Genomic DNA, 24,076 nt, shown 5'->3' with positions numbered 1-24,076 from the left:
ACCCCCACAGTCCGCGCTGGCGCCCGGCCCGCCCTCGGTGACCGCCCGGATCCTTACCCTGACCAATCCCTGACCGGGGCCAGATAGTCAGGAATCCGACTCTTTTCCGTTCCGGTAACCCGGCCCGGGGAGAATTTGCTCCCGTGACCACTTTGCTCAAGCCGCTCCGCAGGATCGCGGCATACGCAGTTTGTGCTGATTCAAGCGGCCGAGTCCTGCTGGTCCGCGCATCGGAGCGCTCCGGCACCCCCGGCACGTGGTCGCTGCCCGGAGGGGCGGTCGACCACGGCGAAGACCCGAACCACACGGTCGTCCGCGAGACCGCCGCCGAAACCGGTCTCTCCGTCGCCGTCTCCGGCCTGGCCGACGTGCTCGCCGACATGCGGGCACTTCCCGACCGCGGCATCACCATCCACACCGACCGGCTGATCTACCGCGTTGCCGTGCGCGGTGGCACCCTCGCCGACCGGGTCGGCGAGCGCCCCACCGACCTGGCCCGGTGGTACACCCTCGACGAGGCGCGCGAGCTGCCGCTGCGCTCGTTCACCGCACGCGCCCTCGGGCTGCCCGCCTCCTCGGCCGACGTGGTGCCCGACGAGGCACCCGAGTTCCCCTCCTTCTACGCCGTGCCCGGCCCCGACGGGCTGCACCGGGCCCAGCGCTTCGCCGCGTACGCGGTCTGCACCGACCCCGCCGGCCGAGTGCTGCTCACCCGCATCTCCGACGGCTACCCCGGCGCCGGCTGCTGGCACCTACCCGGAGGCGGCACCGACTACGGCGAACAGCCCGGCGCGGCACTCATCCGGGAGCTGATCGAGGAAACCGGCCAGGCCGGCCGCCTCGTCGAGCTGCTCGGCGTCGCGAGTCACCGCGACGCCGCCTCACTCGGCCCCGAGGGTTACCCGATCGACTGGCACGGCGTACGCGCCTTCTACCGGGTCGTCGTCGACCAGCCCAACCCGCTGACCGTGGCCGACGTGGGCGGCTCCACCTGCGAGGCCCGCTGGTTCGGCCGCGAGGAGTTGGGCGCCCTCCCCACCGACCGCCTCACCGAGGTGACCGCCGAAGCAGTCCAGGCCGCCCAACTCACCTGATCCCCGACCGATCCGCGAGGAGCCAGCGGCGCACCGGGCCTTGGGGGTCGGGCCTTGGGCTTCGCGCCTTGGGGTCGTGCCTTGGGGGTCGTGCCTTGGGCGTCCGCCCGCGTCCCGTGCCTCGTGCCCCGCGCCCCGCGCCCCGCGCAAGATCGTGCTCGAACCAGGATGTAGTGGCTTCACCCACGCGCCGATGCCACTACATCCTGGATATTGCGCGATCTTGAGCGCGGGCACACCCCGCTGAGGGCTTACGCCCGGACGCTCCGGGCGGGGCGTCCTCGGGTCCTCGGCGCTGCCTGGGGGTCGTCCGGCTTCGGTAGGTCCATGCCCCCAGCCTGTGATCCACTCGGGTTCCTTGAAAACGCGGCATCCCGGGCACTGGAATACCGCGCCTTCCGTGAACCCGAGTGGATCACCGTCAGTCTCGACTCCGGCAACGCGAATGGACTCCACAATGCGGGCTGATGGAGTGACGCGGACCGGGTCGCCTAACGGGCTTAGGGGTCTACGGGGCTGATCGGTCGTCGCCAAGGGCCGGCTACCTCGGTCTGTACGTGCCGGTTCGCCGAGCTCTGCGGGTTTCCCGTGCCCTGCCTCGCATTGATCATGAAGTTATTGTCTGAACGCGAGTTGGACGACGGTAACTTGATGATCAACAGTTGTGGGTGCGGAAGCGGGGGCGAGCGAAGGTGCAATTCGCGCGGCGAGTCGGGGCTTATGGACTTCTGCGAGACGCGGGCCGGGTCCTGGTGGTTCGGGACGGGGTGGAGGGCGAGTTTCCCGGGGTCTGGCGGTTGCCCGGCGGCGCCGTCAGGCATGCCGAGGACCCGGAGCGCGCCGTGATCCGCCAGGTCGACGAGCAGGTCGGGTTGACGGTTGCGGTGACGCGACTACTCGCGGTGGTTGCCGATATGGCCACCTTTTCGGAGGACAAGGCTTCGCTGCACACCGACCGGCTGCTGTTCGACCTCAGCACGCCCCACGACGCGCTGCCTGACGGCGCGGAGCGTGAGAGTGCGCGGCCCGAGGGCGGGTCGCGCGGCGTCGGGGCTGGTCTGGTCGATCAGGCTTCCTGGCTTCCGCTGGCGGAGGTGGCGCAGTTGCCGCTGACCCCGTTCACCGCCGAGGCGCTCGGCCTGCCGGTCACCCCACTGCCGCCGGCGGCGCACCGGTCGCGGGACCTGTTGCCGCCGCAGCACCCCGACCGTCGGCTGCGCTTCGGGGCGTACGGGCTGGTCACCGACCCCGCTGGGCGGATTCTGCTCACCCAGATCGCGGAGGGCTACCCGGGGGCCGGTCTGTGGCATCTGCCTGGCGGGGGCACCGATCACGGCGAGCAGCCGACCACCGGGTTGCTGCGGGAGTTGGTCGAGGAGGGCGGGCAGGTGGGCCGGGTCGTGGAGCTTCTCGGCGTCAACAATCTGCACAATCCCGCCGCACTGGGCCCGGAGGGTCGACCTCTGGACTGGCATGGCGTACGGGTGATCTATCGGGTGCTGGTGGACGTACCTGACGACGCGGTGGTCACCGAGTCCGCCGGGGGGTCGACGTCGGGGGCGGGGTGGTTCACCCGGGAGGAGGCGACTGACCTGCCGTTGAGCGACATCGCTGCCGTGGCAATCGGACAGAGTGGTCGATAGCACACCGCCCGACGAGCCGAGTTGGTGACCCTCCGGTACAGTCAAAGGCGGGAATGATGGAGGAAAAGGGCGAAGAAGCCCGGGATGGGAACAAGCGAGCGGTTCGAGCGGTTTAAGCCAGATACAAGTACCGCCGGCAGCTATCGCCAAGCCCAGTTCCCCTATGCGATGGTGTACTCCGCAAAACGGCTGCCGGGCCATGCAAGGTCCGGCACGAGACAGCCGGACACCCGCCACTTGGCGGTCAGCAGATCCGGTGATGGAGGAAACGTGCCGAGAGCCCCATGGCGCCGGCGTCGTACTACTGACAGTCCGCGCCCCGCAGGGCGTCGCTGGGCGGGCCGGTTGCGCCGCAGCAGCACGTTCGCCCGCCAGGTGCTGTTGGTCCGGGTCGGTCGCCGTGATGGCGACCTGCACCCGACCGACCTGGCCCCGACCGAGCACCGGTACGCCGATCGGCAGCGCCGTCGCTACGGCCTGGACCGGCTCAGCCGACCGACACTGGGCGTGGACCCGACACTGGGCCTGGACCGAGCCAACGTCGAGGCGGTCATGCCGGTCAGTCCGGCGATGCCGCCGATGACGCAGACCGACGAGGCCCACACGATCCCGCTGCTTCCCGGCGAGCGCACCATCGCGCGCCGGATGAAGTTCGGCCTGGTAAACGCCTGCACGTTGGCCAGCCTGATGCTCGGCATGCTGGCCATCTTCCTGGCCATGCAGGGCGAGGTGCGCATGGCGGCGCTCTGCCTGATCGCATGCGTCGGCTTCGACGGTCTGGACGGCGCGCTGGCCCGACGGCTCGGGGTGGCCAGCCCGTTCGGCGCGCAGATGGACTCACTGGCCGACATGTGCTCGTTCGGTCTCGCCGCGCCGGTGGTGGTCTACGCCTCGCTCGCCGGTTCCGTCTCCACGGCGGCGGCGGCGGTGGCGTGCGCCCTGGTCGCGGCCTGCGCCGCGATTCGACTGGCCCGCTTCAACGTCTCGCCGAAGGACGGCCGGTTCTTCTGCGGGGTGCCCACCACCATGGCGGCCGCGGTCCTCGCCGTGACAGTGGCGATCGGCCTGCCGGTGCCCGGTGCCGTGCTCGTCGCCGGTGTGGCGCTGCTGGCCTTCGCGATGGTGTCGAGCTTCCCGTACGCCAAGCTCGCCCGCCTGGTGAAGCTGCCGCCGTGGCTCTGGCTGGCCCCGGTGATCGGCGCGCTGGTCGACATCCGGCTCACGTTCGCCCTGATCGTGGTGGGCTACCTGGTCAGCGGGCCGGTTCTCTGGCTGCGGCAGCGTCGTACCGCCTGATTTGAACAGACAGAACGGGGCGCCGCGGTCAGCGGCGCCCCGTTCTTCGTCTGCGTGTCAGCGCCAGCGGGCGATGACCGTGGACCCGCCGACCACCTTGTCGCCCGGCCCGACCAGCGGGTCGGCGGCCTCGGCGGGCAGGTAGACGTCGGTCCGGGAGCCGAACCGGATCAGCCCGAAGCGCTCGCCCTTGGCCAGCAGCGCGCCGATCGGCGCGCGCTGCACGATCCGGCGGGCGATCAGCCCGGTCCGCTGCGCGACCACCACGGTGCCGCGAGCGGTGTCCAGCACGGTGTACGCGGCCACGTTGTGCTCGGCGTCCGGCTTCATCGCGTTGACGAAGCCGCCGTCGGCGACGAAGTAGTCCACCACCTTGCCGGCGACCGGAGCGCGGTTGACGTGCACGTCCAGCACCGACAGGAAGACCGCGATCCGTAGCCACTCGCCGTCGCCGAAGCGCTCGTCGTGCAGCCGCTGCACCGACAGGACCTTCCCGTCCGCGCTGGCGACCACGGCGCTCGGGTCCTCCGGCACGTCCCGTTCGGGGTCCCGAAAGAACGCGGCGACCGGCCCGGCGGCCAGGGCCGGCAGCAGCCACAGCTTGGACGACGGGCGCGCCACCCGGGCCAGCGCCGCGAGGCCCAGCGCGATGCCCGCCGCCGCCACGCCGTTGGAGTCGATGTGCATGCCCCGGGTCACCGGCACGCTCGACGGCCGGTACGCGGGGGCCAGGCTGTCGGCAGCGGCCGGGGTCGCCGGGGTGAACCGCAGTCGGTAGACCCGCACCGGTGGCGAGTTGCGCAGCACCAGATCGGCACCGACGCCGTAGAGGGCGTCCTGTCGGGCCAGTTCGGCGGCGGCGCCCTCGGTCCGGCCGGGGGTGGCGACGGTCGCCACGCTCAGCACCGCCCCGTCGGTCAGGTACTTGACCAACCCCTCGACCCCGCTGCGGGTGGCCTCGGCGGTGCCGGTGAACGCTTCAGCGGCGATGACGACCTCGGCGGCCTCGGCCTCGGTCAGCGAGTCGACGACGCTCACCCGGTCGGCCACCCAGCGACCCTGGGCTGTGACGTGCTCGCTGAGTGCGGCAGCGCCGAACGGCTCGGCGGGCACCACGGTGAGCCGGTCACCGGGGAGCAGCGCATCGACCGCCGCGGCCAGCACCGCGGAGTCCGGGGTCACCCCGACCAGCAGGGCGGCCTTGGGGTCGTTGATCCGGGCCAGCTCGGCGACGAGGGTACGGGCGGCTCGCTCGCCGATGCGGACCGGACCGGACCGGCCGGTGGTACGCACGGCGGGGGACTGGGTCATGTCGGGCGGGCTCCTGACGGGGGTAGAGACGGGAATCGCGGCGGGACCGCCATGGGCGGGACGGGCCGGCCGGCGGAGGCGAGATCTCCACCAGCCAGCATATGCGTCCGTCCGCGCCGGCCGCACCGCCGTGGGGATGCGGTGGACCGACGCGGACGGCCGTCCGAGGTCAGGCTTGCCTGCGCGGACCCTCGTGCTCGTCACCCGGCTGGTCGCCGGTGGCCCCGACCGGTTGGTCGGAGCGGGTCGGCTCGTCCCCCTCGGACGAGGCAGGGCGGGCGAGGTTCCCGGTGGTCGGCTCGTCGTCTCCGTTGTCGGGTCGGCCGGGGACGGGCTCGGTTGACGGCTCCGACGGCGGATGTGCCAGCCAGGCCGGGTGGATCACGTCGGCGCTCGGCACGTCCTGCGCCCGCACCTCGGTCGTCGGCGTCTCCAACGTCGGGTCCGAGGAGGGCGTCGGGTCCGAGATGAGCGTCGGGTCCGAGGAGGGAGAGTCCCAGGTGGACCGCTCGGCTTCCCAGACCGGCAGGGCCGCGCCGGACGTCGACGTGGCGGCACCGGAGACGGGTGCGCCGGAGACGGGTCCGCCGGAGACGGACGTGCCGGAGACGGGCGCGACCGCCTCGGTGGCGCCGGTCTCGGCAATGGCTTCCGGCTGGTTCGGTCGACTCGAGCGCAGCGCGCCGACCAGGCCGAAGACCCCGATCAGGATGAGTGCGCCGGCCAGGAACCAGCCAACCGGCGGCAGTGCGAGCCCGAGCAGTTGGGCGAGCAGCCACCAGGCTGACAGCGCCAGGAACACGAGCCCGAAGGCGAACGACACCAGATCCGTGCGGTGAGCCTTCACCGGGTCACCTCCAGGTTGCCGGCATTGACATGGATGTAGAGGCGCAGGGTCCCGCCGCCGGGCCCGTCCGCGCCGACGTCGGTGGATTCCCGCAGGCGGCCGTCCAGCCCGCCGGAGCGGTTGCCGAAGATGTTGGCGTCGCCCGCGTTGACGTCGGCCACTGTGGTGACGTCAACGTTCGGCGGCACGACCACAGTCGCCTGGCCGAAGTTGACGGCCACTGTCACCTGGCTGTCCCGTTTCGCGAAGTTGATCCCGCGTAGGTCGAGCACGGCGTCACCGAAGCTGTTCTCGTACCGGTCCGCCAGGTCGCGGTGGTCGGTGGGCGCCCAGGTCACCGCGCCGTCGACCCCCCGGATCCGGTCGTAGGACTCGGCGACGGTCGCCGTGCCCAGCGCCGCCGCGGTCACCAGACCGAGTGCGATGAGCCAGCGCGCCCGCCCGAACCACGTGCCGACCAGCAGGCCCAGCGCGATCGTGGCCAGCGCGGCTGCGAAGTACGCCGAGGCTCTGACGGCGAAGACGTCGAGCAGGTCGAGCAGGGCGACCAGACCGAGTACCAGGAAGATCAGCGAGAAGGTCACCGCACCGAGCGGCGATCGCTCCTTTGGGCGCTTCGGCGGCTTCGGTGGCTTGGGCGGACGAGGTGCGGGCGGGGTCGGCGAAGCGTACGGGCCGTGCGGCGCGAACGGAGGGCGGTAACCGGAGGGCGGCGGGGCGGTCGGATAGCCGGCCGGGGCAGCGGGCGTGCTGCTCACCGGCGCCGACGGCCAGCCGGCGCTGGGCATGGCGGTACTCGGCCAGCCGGGCTGGGCAGCCGTCGTGCCGGCCGGTTGCCCGGATGTCGGGCCGACCCCGGACACCGGCTGTGTCGCGCTGGTCGGCGGCGCGTCGTACGCCGGGATGGTGACTGTGGGCGCCGCCCCCGTCGTCGCGGTGGCGTACCCCGGACCGGTGCTGAACATCGGCGGCGTCGCAGCTGGGCTGGTCGACGGCGCCGGGCCATACGACGGTGCGGGCCAGGTCACCGGTGGGACGACCGGACCGGCCGGGTTGCCGGAGGCGGGCGGCGGACCACCGGGGGTGCCGGGCCGTGGGTTGCGGCCGTCCCGGTTGAGCAGGAGCGCGCCGGCGACCAGGATGGCCGCGCCGAGCAGCACCGCGCGGAAGGCGTCGGTGACGATGTACGCGAAGCTGGCCGCGACCAGGATGCCCAGGACGATCACCGTCACCGGGGACATGCTGGAGCGACCACGACCGAGCATGGACTCGACGGGGGACGCGGTGTCGCCCTCGTTCGGGATGATCAGCCAGGCGGCGACGTACACCAGGATGCCGATGCCCCCGAAGAACCCGAGCACCGCGAGCAGCACCCGCCAGAGCACCGGGTCGGTGTTGGTGGCGCGTCCGATCGCCGCGCAGACACCGGCCAGGTACCGCCCCTCGCGCGGGCGGACCAGCCCGTACCGCGAGGTGAAGCCGGTGCCGCCCAGTGGCGGTGGCGGTGCGGACGGACCGGGACCACCCGGCCCTGGCGGCGTGCCGCCCGGGCCGTAGCCGGTGCCTGCCGCGAACCCCGGGCCTGGGCCGTGGCCCGCCGTGGGCGGCGCGTAGCCGTCGGCCGGCTCGCCGGGCACGGTGCCGGCGGTCGCGTCGGTGCCAGCGTGCGGACCGAACGTGATGGGCTCGGTCCACTCGGCGGGCGTGGTGGTGGGCGGGGGCGGTGCTGAACCGCCCGGCTGTGCCGACCCCGGTCGGGGTGGCGGGGCAGCTTCCTCGGTCATGCTTCGATCCTGCTGCCCGGTCCACCCGAACGACCTCAGGACCCGACCCTGACCCCACCCTGAGATCCGGCGGCCGGAATGTCGGGGGCGTCCCCGTGGTCGCGGACGCCGCAGCGTGTGACGATCGAGTCACCGACCTCGACCTGTACGCCACCGTGACCAGGGAGCCTCCGATCAGCACCGTGACCTCGCCCCCGCGCCTGTACCGCGCCCCGGAGCACCGGATGGCCGCCGGCGTCGCCGCCGGTATCGCCGACCATCTCGGCATCTCGGTGCTGCGGGTGCGCGTCGCGTTCATGGTCCTGCTCGGGCTGAGCGGGCTCGGCCTGCTGCTCTACGCGGCCTTCTGGGCGGTGGTGCCGCTGCGCCCCGGTGACACAGCGGTGCCGCCCCGGCGGGACGTCGCCCAACTCCTGCCGTTCGTGGGGATCGGGCTCGGTGTCCTTTTGATCCAGGTGATGGTCTTCGACTCGGTCGGCGCGGCGGGCACCGCCGGTTGGTTGGTGGCCATCATCGCGGTCGGCGCCGGGGTCATCTGGCACCAGTCCGCGCCCGAGCGGCGGCGACAGTGGGGCGACGCGATGCCGGTGCCCTGGCTCGGCGCGGTCGTCGAGGAGAGCGACCGGCGGGCCTTCGTGCTGCGGTTCATCGGTGGGGGAGTGCTGGTCGCGGTCGGCATCATCGGCGTCGCGGCCGTCTACTCCCCGGCACAGAACTTCGACGCGGTGATCAATGGCGTCATCTTCGCGTTGGTCGGGTTGGCGGGCGTCGGCGTGGTCGCCGCGCCGGTGCTCTGGCGGACGTACAGCCAGCTCCGCTCGGAGCGCGAGGGGCGCATCCGCGAGCAGGAGCGGGCCGAGTTGGCCGCGATGGTGCACGACCAGGTGCTGCACACGTTGGCCCTGATCCAGCGCAACGCAGCTGACGTCAAAACGGTGCAGCGGCTGGCCCGAGGGCAGGAGCGTTCGCTGCGCAACTGGCTCTACAAGCCGAGCGCTTCGCCGAGCGAGCGCTTCGCCGCCGCCCTGGAGCAGGCCGCGGCCGAGGTGGAGGACACCTTCGCGATCAGCGTGGAGACGGTGGTGGTGGGGGACCGGGAGACCGACGAGAAGGTCGGGGCGCTGGTCGCGGCTGCGCGGGAGGCATTGGTGAACGCCGCCCGGCACGCCGGTGTGCAGACGGTGTCGCTCTACGCGGAGGTGGAGCCGGATCAGGTAAGCGTCTTCGTCCGGGACCGTGGCAAGGGCTTCGACCCCGATACGGTGGAGGACCACCGGCACGGCGTCAGCGGCTCGATCATCGGGCGAATGAAGCGGCACGGCGGACGGGCCGAGATCCGGTCCGGCCCGGGGGAGGGGACCGAGGTCCGGTTGATCCTGCCGATCTCCCGGGACTCGTCCGCAGCGGAGAGGAACAGATGACCATGGCCGAGCAGTCGACCGAGCACCTCGACCCGGCGGATGCCCGCCCCGAGCGGCTGCGGGTGTTCCTGGTGGACGACCACGCCATGTTCCGTGCCGGGGTGCGCGCGGAGTTGGGCGCCCACGTCGAGGTGGTGGGCGAGGCGAGCACGGTGGCCGAGGCGGTCACCCGGATCGCCGCCGTCGGCCCGGACGTGGTGCTGCTCGACGTGCACATGCCCGACGGCGGCGGTCGCGCGGTGCTGGAGGCGATGCGGCGTACGCACCCGCAGGTCAAGTTCCTCGCGTTGAGCGTCTCCGACGCGGCGGAGGACGTGATCGGGCTGATCCGTGCCGGTGCCCGCGGGTACGTCACCAAGACCATCTCCCCGGACGAGCTGGCTGCCGCGATCCGGCGCGTGGCCGACGGGGACGCGGTGTTCAGCCCACGGCTGGCCGGGTTCGTGCTGGACGCCTTCGCGGCCCGCCCGGACGCGCCGGTGGCCGACCCGGAGTTGGACCAGCTCACCAACCGTGAGCGGGAGGTGCTGCGGCTGCTGGCCCGGGGGTACGCGTACAAGGAGATCGCCAAGGAGCTGTTCATCTCCATCAAGACCGTGGAGACGCACGTGTCGAACGTGTTGCGCAAGCTTCAGATGTCCAATCGCTACGAGCTTTCCCGCTGGGCGGCGGACCGCCGGCTCGTGTGACGGCGCGTCGACACCGGCGAGGATCAGAGAAACCGCCGGTGCGCCCTCGTACGCCCAGCCTGTGATCGTGTCCGGGTAGCCGTAGGGGCCCTCATCCGGATGGGTCGAAACATGAGTGGTGACGCACGTCCCATCGGGCTGGGTGGCTTCGCGGCGCGCGCACCGGCTGAGGCCGGGTTCCCGGGCGGGCGCAACGTATTTCCTGCTCAGTGCCGCCTGCGTCGACCGTTTTATGATCATTTTTCAAGTATCGGCAACGTGGCGGGCAACTAACGGCTTGATAACGGCACCTTCACGGAAGAGGCCAGTGGGTGTCACAGTGGCAGCACCTCACCATCGGTGTGTGGCACTCCGTACGCCCCACGACCACGATTTCGCCGATCTCGGCGGCCCGTGGCTGTGTCGATTGCGTCGTGTCACGCCTCTTTGGTGGGGGAGCCCGGCGGATCGGAACATCAGGGGTGTCCCCAACTTCCCTGTGGTCCCGGCGACCCGCGCCCCGGGGTGGTCGGGCGGTGTCACCCCCAAACGTGCGTGAAACCCACGACGGAACCTGGTTAGAAAGAGGAGGCCCCTCGGAATGAGAGTCTCGAAGCGGGCGACGAGCGCCATCGCGCTCAGCGCGGCTGCCGCGCTTGTCGCGAGCGGTTGCTCGAGCGGCGGCAGTGACGACACTGCCGCCAGCGCGGATGGCTCGATCGTTGTTCACGGCGTCCAGCCGGAGAACCCGCTGGTCCCGTCGAACACCACGGAGACCGGTGGCGGCAAGATCATCGACTGGATGTGGACCGGCCTGGTCGAGTACCCGAACGACGGTGGGGCCCCGCGGAACGCGCTGGCGGAGTCCATCAACACCACGGACTCCAAGGTCTTCACGATCAAGATCAAGGCCGGTACCAAGTTCCACGACGGTACCGAGGTCAAGGCGAAGAACTTCGTCGACGCCTGGAACTGGGCCGCCTACTCGCCGAACGGTGCGCAGAACGGCACCTTCTTCGCGGACATCGCGGGCTTCGACCAGACCTACACCACGGACCCGGATGGCGCGGACGGCCCGAAGAAGGCCCCGGCGCCGACGGCTGAGAAGCTGTCCGGCCTGAAGGTCATCGACGACCAGACCTTCGAGGTCACCCTGGCGGCGCCGACCGCGGTCTTCCCGACCAAGCTCGGCTACAGCGCGTTCATGCCGCTGCCGGACGTCTTCTTCACCATGAAGCCGGAAGAGTTCGGCAAGACGAAGCCGATCGGCAACGGCCCGGTGAAGTTCGTGTCCTGGGAGGACAACTCCCTCATCAAGCTGACGCGCTTCGACGACTACAACCTTCGCGACAAGATGAAGGTCAAGGACGTCGACGTCAAGCTGTACCAGGACGACAACGCCGCCTACGCCGATCTGCTGGCCAACAACCTCGACTTCATGGAGGTTGTCCCCACCTCGGCGCTCGCCGGTGACAAGTGGAAGACCGACCTCGGTGACCGGGGCCGCTCCACCGTCACGCCGTCGACCGCGTTCATCGCGTTCCCGATCTACGACAAGCGCTTCGCGAACCCGAAGCTGCGTCGTGCGGTGTCGCTGGCCGTCAACCGGCAGGAGATCTCGGACAAGATCTTCTTCGGTACCCGCAAGCCGGCCGACAGCTGGGCGAACCCGCTGACCCCGGGCGCCAAGCCGGGTAACTGCACCGCCTGCAAGTTCGACCCGGAGACGGCCAAGACGCTGCTCGCCGAGGCCGGTGGCTTCACCGGTGAGATGGTCTTCTACTACAACGCGGACTCCGCCCACAAGGACTGGATGGACGCCGTCGCGCAGCAGGTCAAGACCAACCTCAACATCAACGCTCGGGCCGAGGGTGTGCCGACCTTCGCGGTGTTCCGTCAGAACATCAACGCCCACAAGATGAGCGGCCCGTACCGTGCCGCGTGGCAGCAGGACTACCCGGACGTCGAGAACTGGGTGAACCCGCTGTTCATCACCAACGGCTCCTCGAACGACGGCCTCTACACCAACCCCGAGGTCGACGCCCTTGCCAAGCAGGCCAGCGGCGCTCCGAGCCTGGAGGCCTCGCACGAGGCGTTCGCCAAGGCGGTCGAGAAGGTCGACCAGGACGTTCCGAGCATCCCGGTCTACTTCTACGGTCAGCAGTCCGGCCACTCGGAGAAGATCAAGAAGCTCGAGCTGAACAACGTCGGCGAGATCGACATCACCTCGGTCGAGCTCTGATCCGAACGGTCTGACCCCGGGTCGGGCTCGCCACATCCGGTGAGCCCGACCCGGGGCCGTTCCGCGATTGGGTGTTACAACACTCCACTCGCACGTTGTCACCACCGTGTCGGCCGTCCGACGCGCCCCCTGTCTGGAGGACCACCCCATGGGCCGTTATCTGTTGAGACGGCTGCTCCAACTCGTGCCGGTCTTCATCGGTACGACGTTCCTGATCTACTGGCTCGTCTGGGCCGTTCCGGGCGATCCGTTCGCCGGTAAGTGCGGCGAGCGTCGCTGCCCGGACCAGTACATCGCCTTCATGACCGAGAAGTACCACCTCGACCAGAACGTCTTCGTGCAGTACGCGAACTACATGAAGAACCTGCTCCAGGGCGACTTCGGTCAGACGTTCTCGCAGCGCGAGATCAGCGACATCATCCTGACTTCGTACCCGAACACCCTGAAGCTGGCCGTGGTGGCGCTCGCCATCGAGGCGATCATCGGCCTCGGCGCCGGCGTGCTGAGCGGTCTGCGGCGTAACGGCTTCCTGGACAACCTGGTCCTGGTCTCCACCCTGTTCCTGATCGCGCTGCCGGTCTTCGTGGTCGGCTTCGTGCTGCAGTGGCTGCTGGGTGTGCAGTGGGGCATCATCAAGCCGACCGTCTCCTCCGAGATGCGGTGGTCCGAGCTGATCGTGCCGGGCTTCGTGCTGGGCAGCGCATCAGTGGCGTACATCGCCCGGGTGGCAAGAACGAGCATCGCCGAGAACCGTCGCGCGGACTACGTGCGTACCGCCATCGCCAAGGGCCTGCCCATGCGCCGGGTGGTCGGAGTGCACCTGCTGCGCAACTCGCTCATCCCGGTGGTGACCCTGCTCGGCACCGACCTCGGTGCCCTGATGGGTGGCGCGATCGTCACCGAGGGAATCTTCGGCATCAACGGGATCGGCCGCCAGGTCTTCCGGGCGATCATCACCAAGGAAAGCGCCACGGTGGTAGGAATCGTGGTCGTCCTGGTGCTGGTCTATCTCGTGATGAACCTGCTGGTTGACCTGCTCTACGCCGCCCTGGACCCGAGGATCCGTTATGAGTGACCCGAGTACCGCATCGATCGTCAGTACCCCTGGCGCACACCCCACCGACTCCGCCGCACCCGCCACCGCGGGCCAGCCGCAGAGCAACGAGAAGCCGCGCGGCCTGCTCGGCGACGCCTGGCGGGACCTGCGGCGCAAGCCGCTGTTCTGGATCTCGGCCACGCTGATCGTGATCTTCCTGCTGATGGCGGCCTTCCCGGCGCTGTTCGCCCCGGGCGACGCGGTCAACGGCTCGCTGTCCCGCAGCCTCGACAAGCCGTCCGCCAATGGCTGGTTCGGCTACGACGTACAGGGCCGCGACGTCTACGCCCGGGTCATCTACGGCGCACGGGCCTCCATCGTGGTCGCCGTGCTCTCCGTGCTGGGCACCCTGCTCATCGGCGGAACCATGGGCATCATTTCCGGTTACCGCGGTGGCTGGGTGGACGCGCTGCTCAGCCGGATCGCCGACGTCTTCTTCGGTCTGCCGTTCGTGCTCGGCGCGATCGTCATCCTGACCACCTTCAACGGATCGGGCGCCGGCAACAGCAAGGCCCAGATCATGGGCCTGGTGACCGCGTCACTGATCGTGCTGAGCTGGCCGGTCGTGATGCGGCTGATGCGTTCCTCGGTGCTCGCCACCAAGGAGGCCGACTACATCGTGGCGGCCCGCGCGCTGGGTGCCGGCACCGGCCGGATCATCCTCAAGCACCTGCTGCCGAACTGCCTGGCCCCGCTGCTGGTCTACGGCACGATCATGGTCGGCTCGTTCATCGGCGCCGAGGCCACCCTGTCGTTCCTGGGCGTCGGTCTGAAGTCGCCGGTGGTGTCCTGGGGCATCATGATCAGTGATGGGCAGAATTTTGTCCGGGTCGCGCCAGGGCTGGTGTTCTTCCCCGCCGCGTTCCTCGTCACCGCAGTGCTGAGCTTCGTGATGCTCGGTGAGTCGGTCCGCGAGGCCCTCGATCCGAAACTCCGCTAGGGGAGATCCAGTGTCCGACATTCTCGTGTCCGAGCAGTCAGCGCCGGGATCCGGCGGGTCCGGGCGTCCCTCCGGCCGGCTGCTCGAGGTCGACGACCTGCGGGTGGAATTCCGTACCCGGGACGGCGTCGCAAAGGTCATCAACGGGGTCACGTACCACGTCGACGCGGGGGAGACCCTCGCCGTGCTCGGCGAGTCCGGCTCCGGTAAGAGCGTCACCGCGCAGACCGTCATGGGCATTCTTGACACGCCGCCCGGCTTCGTCACCGGTGGGCAGGTCCGCTTCCACGGCAAGGACATGCTCCGCATGTCCGACGAGGAGCGCCGCCGCATCCGCGGCGAGGGCATCGCGATGATCTTCCAGGACGCGCTCTCCGCGCTGAACCCCGTCTTCACCGTCGGGTTCCAGATCGCCGAGCAGTTCCGGGTCCGGCGAGGCATGGGCCGCGCGGAGGCCAAGAAGCGCGCGATCGACATGCTCGACCAGGTCAAGATCCCGAACGCCAAGGGCCGGTTCAACAACTACCCGCACCAGTTCTCCGGTGGTATGCGGCAGCGCGCGATGATCGCGATGTCGCTGGCGCTCGACCCCGAGGTGCTGATCGCGGACGAGCCGACCACCGCCCTCGACGTGACAGTGCAGGCCCAGATCATGGACCTGCTGGCCGAGCTCCAGCGCGAGCGGCAGATGGGCATGATCCTGATCACCCACGACCTCGGCGTGGTCGCCGACGTCGCGGACCGGATCGCGGTCATGTACGCGGGCCGGATCGTCGAGGAAGCCGACGTGTACGAGCTGTACGCCAAGCCGGCGCACCCGTACACGCTGGGTCTGATCGACTCGATCCCGCGCCTCGACGAGAAGGGGCAGCAGCTCCGGACGATCAAGGGCCTCCCGCCGAACCTGATGAACATCCCGCCGGGCTGCCCGTTCAACCCGCGGTGCCCGATGGCTCAGCCGGTGTGTCGGGAGAAGGTCCCGCCGCTGCTGCAGGTCGGCCCCGCCCGGGCCAGCGCCTGCCACTTCGCCGAGGAGCTGGTGAACCGTGTCTGAGAACATCCTCGAGGTCAATGACCTGGTCAAGCACTACCCCGTCACGCAGGGTGTGGTGTTCAAGAAGACCGTCGGTCAGGTCAAGGCGGTCGACGGGGTCTCGTTCGGTCTGCGCGCCGGAGAGACCCTCGGTGTGGTCGGCGAGTCGGGCTGCGGCAAGTCGACGCTCGCCCGGGTGCTGATGAACCTGGAGAAGCCGACCGCGGGCAAGGTGGTCTACAAGGGCCAGGACATCTCCAAGCTGTCCGGTGGGGCGTTGCGGCGTCTGCGCCGGCAGATCCAGCTGGTCATGCAGGACCCGTACACCTCGCTGAACCCGCGAATGACCGTCGGTGACCTGCTCGGTGAGCCGTTCGAGATCCACCCGGAGGTGGCGCCGAAGGGTAGCCGCCGGGCCAAGGTCCGCGAGCTGCTCGACCTGGTCGGGCTCAACCCGGAGCACATCAACCGGTACCCGCACCAGTTCTCCGGCGGTCAGCGTCAGCGCATCGGCATCGCTCGCGCGCTCGCGCTGCGGCCCGAGATCATCGTCTGTGACGAGCCGGTGTCGGCGCTGGACGTCTCCATCCAGGCCCAGGTCATGAACCTGCTGGAGCAGTTGCAGGGCGAGTTCGGCCTCTCGTACGTCTTCATCGCGCACGACCTGTCGGTGGTCCGCCACCTGTCGGACCGGGTCGCGGTGATGTACCTCGGCAAGATCGTCGAGATCGGCACCGAGGACGAGATCTACGAGCGACCGACCCACCCGTACACCCAGGCTCTGCTCTCCGCGGTGCCGGTGCCGGACCCGACCCAGCGGAACAACAAGACGATCATCCGGCTCACCGGTGATGTGCCGTCGCCGATCAGCCCGCCGTCGGGCTGCCGGTTCCGGACCCGCTGCTGGAAGGCGCAGGACGTCTGCGCCGAGCAGGTCCCGCTGCTGGAGATCCGTCGGGACTCGGACCACCCGAGCGCCTGCCACTTCGCGGAGAAGCGCGAGATCGTCGCCACCCACGAGGTGTGAGTCACCGAAACCGCCTGCCGCCGTCCCCACGACGACGGCAGGCGGTTTTCGTCTTTTCAGGTGATGACCGAACCGGTCACGCGGCGTCGGAGAGCGGCGTCAGCCAACCGGCTGTCGCCCAGGTAGCCCTGGCCCGGTTCGGCCCGGGCTGAGGAGGCTCACAGCGGGCCGCGGCCCGCGCGGAGCAGCAGCAGGGCCAGCTGGGTGCCGTCGGCACCGAGCGCGACCCGGAACCGCTCCAGGATCTCCCGTTCCCGGGAGAGCACCAGGCGGGTGCCGCCGGACGCCATCCTGGTCGCCCCGACCTCCTGGGACAACGCGGCCCGCTCCTGCCAGAGCGTGATCAACGCGTTGTCGATCTCGTCGATCCGTTCCCTGATCTGCACGATCCGCGCCGAGGCGGACGGCTCCTGGGTGCCGGTCTGCTGCTCGGCCGGCTCGGCGTCCGCACCCGTCGGTGGTGCGGCCACCGCCGGCTCAGCCCCCTGGGCGGCGGGCTGCCCCGCTCGGATCGGGCTGCCGCTCTGCTCCATCACGTCTGCCATCATCGGGTACCTCTCGCACTGTGGTGCCCGGTGCCCGGAACCTGGGACGGAAAAAGCCCCGGACTCCAGGAGCCGGGGCTTTAGCAGGTCTGAACGATCAGGCGCGACCTACGGCAGCCGGACTCCCGGTGCCATAGTAAAAGTAGAAGCGCGCAGCGATCACGCCGTCGAGTATGCCCACGTCGTTCCCGGGTGCGCAAGCATTCCGCGTAGGGAAGGGCGCATGTCCCGCCGGTGGCGGTGTCGGGTGGTGGTGCGCGCCGTCGGGCACGAGCTGCTGAGCGCCAGCGGCGCAGTGTCCGGCCCGCGGCATAGACTTGTCGGGCGATGCATCCTCTCTTCGACATCCCCGCGTCCCCGCCTGCGCCGGAGTCCGCGCCGGCCCGCCCGCACCGACCCGGGGCGGCCACCGCGCGTCTCGATCCGCAGCAGCTGCTCGCCGGGCTGAACGGGCCGCAGCGCGACGCCGTCAGCCATGCCGGCTCGCCGCTGCTGATCGTGGCCGGCGCCGGGTCCGGCAAGACCCGGGTGCTCGCGCACCGGATCGCCTATCTGCTCGCCGCCCGGGACGTGCACCCCGGCGAGATCATCGCGATCACCTTCACCAACAAGGCCGCCGGTGAGATGAAGGAGCGCGTCGCCGCGCTGGTGGGCCCCCGGGCCCGCCTGATGTGGGTGTCGACGTTCCACTCGGCCTGCGTGCGGATCCTGCGCGCCGAGCACGAGCACGCCGGCCTCAAGTCGACGTTCTCGATCTACGACGCGGACGACTCCCGCCGGTTGATGCAGCTGGTCACCCGCGAGCTGGATCTCGACCCGAAGCGCTACCCGGCGCGTGGTCTGGCCGCCCAGGTCTCCAACCTCAAGAACGAGCTGGTCGACCCGGAGCAGTTCGCGGCGCGGGCCACCGGCCCCAACGAGCGGGCGCTGGCCGAGGCGTACACGCTCTACCAGCGTCGGCTCCGTGAGGCACACGCACTGGACTTCGACGACCTGATCATGACCACGGTGCACCTGCTCCAGTCCCACCCGCACGTCGCGGAGAGCTACCGCCGGCGGTTCCGGCATGTGCTGGTGGACGAGTACCAGGACACCAACCACGCCCAGTACGTCCTGATCAAGGAGCTGGTCTCCGGCACCGACGGGCTGGAGCCCGCCGAGCTGTGCGTGGTCGGCGACGCCGACCAGTCGATCTACGCGTTCCGGGGTGCGACGATCCGCAACATCCTGGAGTTCGAACGGGACTTCACCGACGCGCGGACGATCCTGCTGGAGCAGAACTACCGCTCCACCCAGACCATCCTCAACGCGGCCAACGCGGTGATCGACCGCAACACCTCCCGCAAACCCAAGCGACTGTGGAGCGAGGCCGGCGCCGGCGAGCAGATCGTCGGCTACGTCGCCGACACCGAGCATGCCGAGGCCGACTGGGTGGCCAGGGAGATCGACCGGCTCGTCGACGCCGACGAGACCCGCCCCGGCGACGTCGCCGTCTTCTACCGCACCAACGCCCAGTCCCGCGTCTTCGAGGAGGTGTTCATCCGGGTCGGCCTGCCCTACAAGGTGGTCGGCGGGGTGCGCTTCTACGAGCGCAAGGAGGTCCGCGACGCCCTGGCGTACCTGCGTTCGGTGGTCAACGACGACGACACGGTGAGCCTGCGGCGAGTGCTCAACACCCCGCGCCGGGGCATCGGCGACCGCGCGGAGGCGTGTGTCGAGGCGCTCTCCAGCCGCGACCGGATCTCCTTCGGCGCGGCGCTGCGCCGGGCCCGGGAGGCGCCGGGCATCTCCAGCCGGGCGGCCAACGGCATCGCGGACTTCGTGGCGCTGCTCGACGGCGCCCGCGAGCTGGCCGAGACCGGCACCCCGGAGGAGGTGCTGGAGGCGCTGCTGACCCGTTCCGGCTACCTCACCGAGCTGGAGGAGAGCCTGGACCCGCAGGACGCCGGCCGGGTGGACAACCTCCAGGAGCTGGTCAGCGTCGCCCGCGAGTACACCGAGCGGATCGAGGCGCTGGGCGAGGAGGGGGAGCGGGCCACCCTGGCCGGCTTCCTGGAGCAGGTGGCGCTGGTCGCCGACGCCGACCAGATCCCCTCCGACGACCCCGACCACCAGGGCGTGGTCACCCTGATGACGCTGCACACCGCCAAGGGGTTGGAATTCCCGGTGGTCTTCCTGTCCGGGCTGGAGGACGGCGTCTTCCCGCACCTGCGTTCGCTGGGCGACACCCGTGAGTTGGAGGAGGAGCGCCGACTGGCGTACGTCGGCATCACCCGCGCCCGACAGCGGCTCTACCTGTCCCGGGCGGTGACCCGCTCGGCCTGGGGGCAGCCGTCCTACAACCCGCCGTCGCGCTTTCTGGAGGAGCTGCCCACCGAGTTGGTGCACTGGGAGCGCACCGAGGGGTCGTACACCTCGTGGGCTGGCGGGGGTGGCGGCGTCGGTGGCCGCGCGGACCGCGCGCCCGGCGCGCGTGGCAACTTCACGGGGGGTACGCCGAAGGCGGCGCAGCTGGCCCAGCGGCTCGGGGTGGACGCGAGCCGGCTGACCACTGCCAGCGAGCTGCCGCAGGGGCCGAAGGTGTCCGCGGGTGACCGGGTCAACCATCAGCGGTACGGGTTGGGGCGGGTGCTCGCCGTCGAGGGGCACGGCCCGGGTGCCCGCGCGCAGATCGACTTCGGCGACCAGACCATGTGGCTGGTGCTCCGGCACGCCCCGGTCGACAAGCTCTGACCCACCCCACCCCACCCCACCGCGCCCCCGAACCCCCACCGCGCCGATCTTGCACTTTTGGTCGCCGGTATGGGCGGTCCTACCCTTTTCGTCGGGGCAGAAAGTGCAAGATCGGCGCGGCTGAGAGGACGTCGCCTCAGCAGCCCAGGTCGACGCCGTGGGCCCGCATGAACGGGGCCGGGTCGATCTGGTTCCACATGCCCTGGTGCACCTCGAAGTGCAGGTGCGGGCCTGTGGCATCGCCGGTGGCGCCCTCGTAGCCGATGACCTGGCCGGCCTTGACCTTCTGACCGACTGTGACCGCGATGCGGCTCTGGTGGGCGTAGTGGGTCAGGTAGCCGTTGCCGTGGTCGATGAAGACGGAGTTGCCGTACCCGTCGGAGGCGTCGCCGGCCTGGGTCACGGTGCCGGCGGCCGCTGCGCGGATCGGCGTACCGGAGGGCAGCGCCAGGTCGATACCGGCGTGCAGGGTGCCCCAGCGCTGCCCGTAGCAGGACGTGACGGCTGCGCCCGGCATCGGGTCGACCCAGGCGGGCGTGGGCCTGGTGGTCTTCTTCGGCTTCGGCTTCGGCTTGGCCTTCGCGGCGGCCGTCTTCGTGGGGGTCGGGCTGGCGCTGACCGCCGACGGGCTGGGCGTCGGGCTGAGCGAGGGGTCGACCGGGGTGCTCGATTCACGGACCGAGCGGTCGGCCCGGCTCGCGGCCTCGGCCCGGGCCTGGGCGTCGAGGGAGACGGCGGCGGGTGCCGGGTGGTCGGTGCCGCTGGTGGCGACGGCGACACCGCCGAGGCCGAGGGCTACCAGGGCGGCGGCCGCGAGCACTATGAGGCGGTTGCGTCGGCCGGTGCGCTGGGACGGCGCGGTCTGGCTGGTGTCGGGGGTGTTCTCGTTCTGGACGGGGCTGTCTTCCTGCACGGCGGACCTTCACAGTCGAGGGGCACTTGACCTCGAAATACTGGTGTCGGGCCGAGGTGGGGCAGGCGGGGGGACCGAACCCTCGGACGGAGAGCGGATGGTCGGCTGCCCGGATATGCCCCGCTCTGCGGCGCTACATCCGGAAAAGTGATCATGCGGGTGGGTGCCGTCGGTCACATCCGGCACTGTGACCCGGGATACATCCGCCAGGACCGCGTCATGAAAAACCGCCCGGATCGACAGATCCGGGCGGTCAACGGTCGTTACGCGCCGTCAGGATGCGGCTACGTCGCTGTAGATTGCCTCAACTTGCAGCTTGATGTCCACTCCGCGCTCCTGGAGGAACGGGACCGGGTCTTCCGGCTGCCCCTTGACATGGATCTCCAGGTGCAGGTGCGTGCCGTACGCGTGGCCGGTCTGGCCCACGAGGCCGAGCTGGTCGCCCGCCTTGACCTGCTGGCCTTCCTTGACGCTGACCGCGGAGGAGTGGCCGTAGATGGCCTCGCTGCCGTCGGCGTGCTGGACGATCACGGCGTTGCCGTACCCACCGAACCAGCCGGCCTTGGTGACCAGGCCGTCGTGGATCGCCACGTAGGGCGTGCCCTCGGCGGCGACCAGGTCCACGCCGGTGTGCATCTTGCCCCAGCGGACGCCGTACGGGGAGTTGAAGTCGTAGCCCTGCAGCGGCAGCAGCCAGACCTCTTGCTCGGCGCTGTCCTTGCTGCGGCTGTCCCGGGAGGCGCGGTCGGCGTTGTCCGCACGGGCCGCGGCGTCCTGGCTGGTGACCGACGCCTGCTTGAGCTCGTCGAGGACCGTCGGGCTGACGTCCTTGGCGTCCGGCAGGGCACTCGCGCCGAGGGCCACGATGCCGGCACCGACGAACGCGGTGGTGACGACAGCGGCGTACCGGCTGCGGGGTGGGGTGGGCACGCGGCGGCGACCGCGATATCGATCGGGCTCAGACGACAGGCGCTGGCGCACGCACACCCTCCGTTGTCGGGGTTCCGAAGCGGCCGGTGGGCGTCCCCTGAGACTCCAGTGAGACGTCCGCTGACCGCGTCGTCACCCGTCCATGGACCTGATGACAACCGTGGACACGTTAGCCAACCGCCAGGCGAGTCACAAGCTAGACCGAAAAATTGGCGTGTCGATCTGTCCGTTTGCGTCCATGATTGTCACGCATCGCGCCGCTGAACGGTGCCCCTGTCGCTGCCCGTTCGTCGCCGAGCGTGACCGTTCCGGCGGAGTCGTCCGGCTTGACTCCGGCCGGCGCCGGGAATGGTGTCCGGCCCTGCCAGCGGCGTGGCTGTCGCGAAGCCGGGACGCCTCCGGGTCGGGCGCCTCCGGGTTGCGCGGTGGATGTGTCGGGTAACGGCCGGTGACGGAGCCCGGATTTCCCGGGCCGGGCCCGCCGGGTTACCGTTCGTTAAGGTGAAGGCGGTCAAGCCGGTGAAAGGTGTGCGCTGATGAGCTCTCGGATTCGGGTCGTCGTCGCGAAGCCCGGCCTGGACGGCCACGATCGGGGCGCGAAGGTCGTCGCGCGCGCCCTGCGGGACGCCGGGATGGAGGTCGTCTACACCGGCCTGCACCAGACTCCCGAGCAGATCGTGGAGACCGCCATCCAGGAGGACGCCGACGCGGTCGGCCTGTCCGTGCTCTCCGGCGCGCACATGACGCTCTTCCGGCGGGTGCTGGAACTGCTCGGTGAGCGGGACGCACGCGACATCGTCGTGTTCGGTGGCGGCATCATTCCGAACGGCGACATCCCCGAGTTGGAGAAGCTGGGCGTCGCAAAGATCTTCACACCGGGCGCTACCACCCAGGCGATTGTCGAGTGGGTCCGAGAGAACGTGGCCCAGCCGGTTTCCTGAGGAACGCCGAACTGCTGCCCCACCGATTTTGGGCACGGGGGAGGGGCCGGACGCACCCCTCACACGTCCGGCCCCTCTATGCACGATGCCCCGCCGCCACCCCTCGACCGACAGGGCATCGGCCGTATCCCGTCTTTGCGCTGTTCAGCGCTCCGACATCTGACTCAACGACGCCCCCACGGCAGGGTTACGCAAGCCGGACAACATCGCCCGGACGGTGGATGCCACCGGAGTTGTGGCCGGAAACCGGCCACACCTGATGTTCGGTTGTGCATTACCGCACACCGTGCACCCGCTCGGTTGCCGGTGGTGCCGACCTCGCTAGGCTGCGGCCAATGGCCTGTTTCAACTGATGACAGGCGTCAAGCTGTTTTCTGAACGCTGGTGGCGGCGCGACGGCGCGCCGCGGAGACGGGACGGGACGCGCAATCGTGGACCTGTACGAGTACCAGGGGCGGGACCTGTTCGAGCGGCACGGCTTGCCCGTGCTGGCCGGCGGCGTCGCCACTACCCCGGAAGAGGCCCGCGCGATCGCCGAACGCCTTGGCGGCCGTGTGGTCGTCAAGGCGCAGGTAAAGGTCGGCGGCCGAGGTAAGGCCGGCGGCGTCAAGCTGGCCGAGGGCCCGGATGAGGCGGTGGCCCGGGCCACCGACATCCTCGGCATGGACATCAAGGGTCACACCGTCCACAAGGTCATGATCACGGTGACCGCGGACGTGGCCGAGGAGTACTACTTCTCGTACCTGCTCGACCGGGCGAACCGCACCTTCCTCTGCATCGCCAGCGTCGCCGGCGGCATGGACATCGAGCAGGTCGCCGCCGAGACCCCCGACAAGGTCGTGAAGGCCCCGATCGACGCCGTGAAGGGCGTGGACGAGGCCAAGGCCCGCGAGATCGTGACCGCCGCCGGCTTCCCGGCCGAGGTCGCCGACCAGGTGGTCGAGATCGCCGTCGGCCTGTGGCAGGCGTTCGTCGCCGAGGACGCCACCCTGGTCGAGGTCAACCCGCTCGCCAAGAACGGCGACGGCCGGATGCTGCTGCTCGACGCCAAGATCAGCCTGGACGAGAACGCGGCGTTCCGGCACCCGGACCACGAGGCGCTCGTCGACCAGGCCGCTGTGGACCCGCTGGAGCAGGCCGCCAAGGCCAAGGACCTCAACTACGTCAAGCTCGACGGCGAGGTTGGCATCATCGGCAACGGCGCGGGACTGGTCATGTCGACCCTCGACGTGGTCGCGTACGCCGGTGAGCGGCACGGCAACGTCAAGCCGGCCAACTTCCTCGACATCGGCGGCGGCGCGAGCGCCGCGGTGATGGCGAACGGGCTGGAGATCGTGCTCTCCGACCCGGCCGTGAAGAGCGTCTTCGTCAACGTCTTCGGCGGCATCACCGCCTGCGACGAGGTCGCGAACGGCATCATCCAGGCGCTGGCCCTGCTGGAGCAGCGCGGCGAGCAGGTCACCAAGCCGCTCGTCGTCCGTCTCGACGGCAACAACGCCGAGGCTGGCCGGGCGATCCTGGACAGCGCGAACAACCCGCTCGTGCAGCGGGTGGACACCATGGACGGTGCGGCCGAGCGGGCCGCCGAGCTGGCAGCTGCGGGGGTCTGATC

Annotated in this window: 18 protein-coding genes and 1 pseudogene; 13 read left to right on the top strand and 6 right to left on the bottom strand. The window is 70.2% G+C overall.

Going from position 1 to position 24,076, the window contains the following annotated elements; translation table 11 throughout:
- Positions 1 to 143 precede the first annotated feature (143 nt).
- The 3 genes from ABZU43_RS31805 to ABZU43_RS31795 all read left to right on the top strand — a co-directional run bounded on the left by ABZU43_RS31805 (position 144) and on the right by ABZU43_RS31795 (position 4,033).
- Entirely contained in the window at positions 144 to 1,094 is a 951-nt protein-coding gene (locus ABZU43_RS31805; RefSeq protein WP_124856350.1) for an NUDIX domain-containing protein, read from the top strand.
- A 692-nt stretch (positions 1,095 to 1,786) separates the two neighbouring features.
- Entirely contained in the window at positions 1,787 to 2,737 is a 951-nt protein-coding gene (locus ABZU43_RS31800; protein ID WP_355010063.1) for an NUDIX domain-containing protein, read from the top strand.
- 345 nt (positions 2,738 to 3,082) lie between these two features.
- Positions 3,083 to 4,033 (top strand): CDP-alcohol phosphatidyltransferase family protein, encoded by a 951-nt coding sequence (locus ABZU43_RS31795; protein WP_355010062.1) that lies wholly within the window; start codon positions 3,083 to 3,085, stop codon positions 4,031 to 4,033.
- 57 nt (positions 4,034 to 4,090) lie between these two features.
- Here ABZU43_RS31795 and ABZU43_RS31790 read toward each other — a convergent pair whose 3' ends face one another.
- From ABZU43_RS31790 to ABZU43_RS31780, 3 genes and pseudogenes are all read right to left on the bottom strand, one after another.
- Positions 4,091 to 5,344 (bottom strand): phosphatidylserine decarboxylase, encoded by a 1,254-nt coding sequence (locus ABZU43_RS31790; protein ID WP_355010061.1) that lies wholly within the window; start codon positions 5,342 to 5,344, stop codon positions 4,091 to 4,093.
- A gap of 664 nt (positions 5,345 to 6,008) precedes the next feature.
- Positions 6,009 to 6,191: pseudogene (locus ABZU43_RS31785) on the bottom strand (hypothetical protein); the annotation flags it as partial.
- Positions 6,188 to 7,975, bottom strand: a complete 1,788-nt coding sequence (locus tag ABZU43_RS31780; protein WP_355010060.1) for a PspC domain-containing protein — start codon at positions 7,973 to 7,975, stop codon at positions 6,188 to 6,190. The gene ABZU43_RS31780 and the pseudogene ABZU43_RS31785, both read right to left, overlap by 4 nt.
- A 155-nt stretch (positions 7,976 to 8,130) precedes the next feature.
- On the opposite strand from ABZU43_RS31780, the gene ABZU43_RS31775 reads away from it, so the two are divergent.
- The 7 genes from ABZU43_RS31775 to ABZU43_RS31745 all read left to right on the top strand — a co-directional run bounded on the left by ABZU43_RS31775 (position 8,131) and on the right by ABZU43_RS31745 (position 16,402).
- Positions 8,131 to 9,396 carry a PspC domain-containing protein gene (locus ABZU43_RS31775; protein ID WP_355010077.1) on the top strand — a complete coding sequence of 422 codons (1,266 nt, stop codon included), beginning with the start codon at positions 8,131 to 8,133 and terminating at the stop codon, positions 9,394 to 9,396.
- Positions 9,397 to 9,398: 2 nt separating this feature from the next.
- A complete protein-coding gene (locus ABZU43_RS31770) occupies positions 9,399 to 10,085 on the top strand; it encodes a response regulator transcription factor (RefSeq protein ID WP_030337843.1) in 687 nt (228 codons plus the stop codon).
- Between the two features lie 580 nt (positions 10,086 to 10,665).
- The gene (locus ABZU43_RS31765) at positions 10,666 to 12,306 is read left to right on the top strand and encodes an ABC transporter substrate-binding protein (RefSeq protein ID WP_355010059.1); all 1,641 of its coding nucleotides are present in this window, start codon (positions 10,666 to 10,668) and stop codon (positions 12,304 to 12,306) included.
- Positions 12,307 to 12,454: 148 nt separating this feature from the next.
- The gene (locus tag ABZU43_RS31760) at positions 12,455 to 13,381 is read left to right on the top strand and encodes an ABC transporter permease (RefSeq protein WP_112681467.1); all 927 of its coding nucleotides are present in this window, start codon (positions 12,455 to 12,457) and stop codon (positions 13,379 to 13,381) included.
- Positions 13,374 to 14,342: an ABC transporter permease gene (locus ABZU43_RS31755; RefSeq protein WP_124860279.1), complete on the top strand. Its 969-nt coding sequence runs from the start codon at positions 13,374 to 13,376 to the stop codon at positions 14,340 to 14,342. The genes ABZU43_RS31760 and ABZU43_RS31755 overlap by 8 nt, the downstream gene beginning before the upstream one ends.
- Before the next feature lie 25 nt (positions 14,343 to 14,367).
- A complete protein-coding gene (locus ABZU43_RS31750; RefSeq protein WP_355010076.1) occupies positions 14,368 to 15,396 on the top strand; it encodes an ABC transporter ATP-binding protein in 1,029 nt (342 codons plus the stop codon).
- Positions 15,389 to 16,402, top strand: coding sequence for a dipeptide ABC transporter ATP-binding protein (locus tag ABZU43_RS31745; RefSeq protein ID WP_328652170.1), 1,014 nt, complete (start codon positions 15,389 to 15,391; stop codon positions 16,400 to 16,402). Before ABZU43_RS31750 ends, ABZU43_RS31745 begins: the two co-directional genes overlap by 8 nt.
- 158 nt (positions 16,403 to 16,560) lie before the next feature.
- Here ABZU43_RS31745 and ABZU43_RS31740 read toward each other — a convergent pair whose 3' ends face one another.
- Positions 16,561 to 16,950, bottom strand: a complete 390-nt coding sequence (locus ABZU43_RS31740) for a chorismate mutase (RefSeq protein WP_355010058.1) — start codon at positions 16,948 to 16,950, stop codon at positions 16,561 to 16,563.
- A gap of 324 nt (positions 16,951 to 17,274) precedes the next feature.
- Between ABZU43_RS31740 and pcrA the strand changes: the two genes are divergently transcribed.
- On the top strand, positions 17,275 to 19,680 hold the full coding sequence (pcrA, locus tag ABZU43_RS31735; RefSeq protein ID WP_355010057.1) for a DNA helicase PcrA: 2,406 nt from the start codon (positions 17,275 to 17,277) through the stop codon (positions 19,678 to 19,680).
- 136 nt (positions 19,681 to 19,816) lie between these two features.
- On the opposite strand, the gene ABZU43_RS31730 is transcribed toward pcrA, so the two are convergent.
- Together ABZU43_RS31730 and ABZU43_RS31725 are read right to left on the bottom strand one after the other, a co-directional pair.
- Entirely contained in the window at positions 19,817 to 20,593 is a 777-nt protein-coding gene (locus ABZU43_RS31730; protein WP_355010056.1) for a M23 family metallopeptidase, read from the bottom strand.
- A gap of 273 nt (positions 20,594 to 20,866) precedes the next feature.
- A complete protein-coding gene (locus tag ABZU43_RS31725) occupies positions 20,867 to 21,574 on the bottom strand; it encodes a M23 family metallopeptidase (RefSeq protein ID WP_355010055.1) in 708 nt (235 codons plus the stop codon).
- A 485-nt stretch (positions 21,575 to 22,059) separates the two neighbouring features.
- Between ABZU43_RS31725 and ABZU43_RS31720 the strand changes: the two genes are divergently transcribed.
- Together ABZU43_RS31720 and sucC are read left to right on the top strand one after the other, a co-directional pair.
- Complete coding sequence (locus ABZU43_RS31720) at positions 22,060 to 22,464, top strand: cobalamin B12-binding domain-containing protein (RefSeq protein WP_088987674.1); 405 nt, start codon at positions 22,060 to 22,062, stop codon at positions 22,462 to 22,464.
- Between the two features lie 431 nt (positions 22,465 to 22,895).
- A complete protein-coding gene (gene sucC / locus ABZU43_RS31715; RefSeq protein ID WP_091406357.1) occupies positions 22,896 to 24,074 on the top strand; it encodes an ADP-forming succinate--CoA ligase subunit beta in 1,179 nt (392 codons plus the stop codon).
- The last annotated feature ends 2 nt before the right edge of the window (positions 24,075 to 24,076 follow it).

The organism is Micromonospora sp. NPDC005205 (assembly GCF_040608275.1).
GTDB lineage: Bacteria > Actinomycetota > Actinomycetes > Mycobacteriales > Micromonosporaceae > Micromonospora.
Note: the sequence above shows the minus strand (reverse complement) of the source record. Positions and strands in the feature narration are given on the sequence as shown.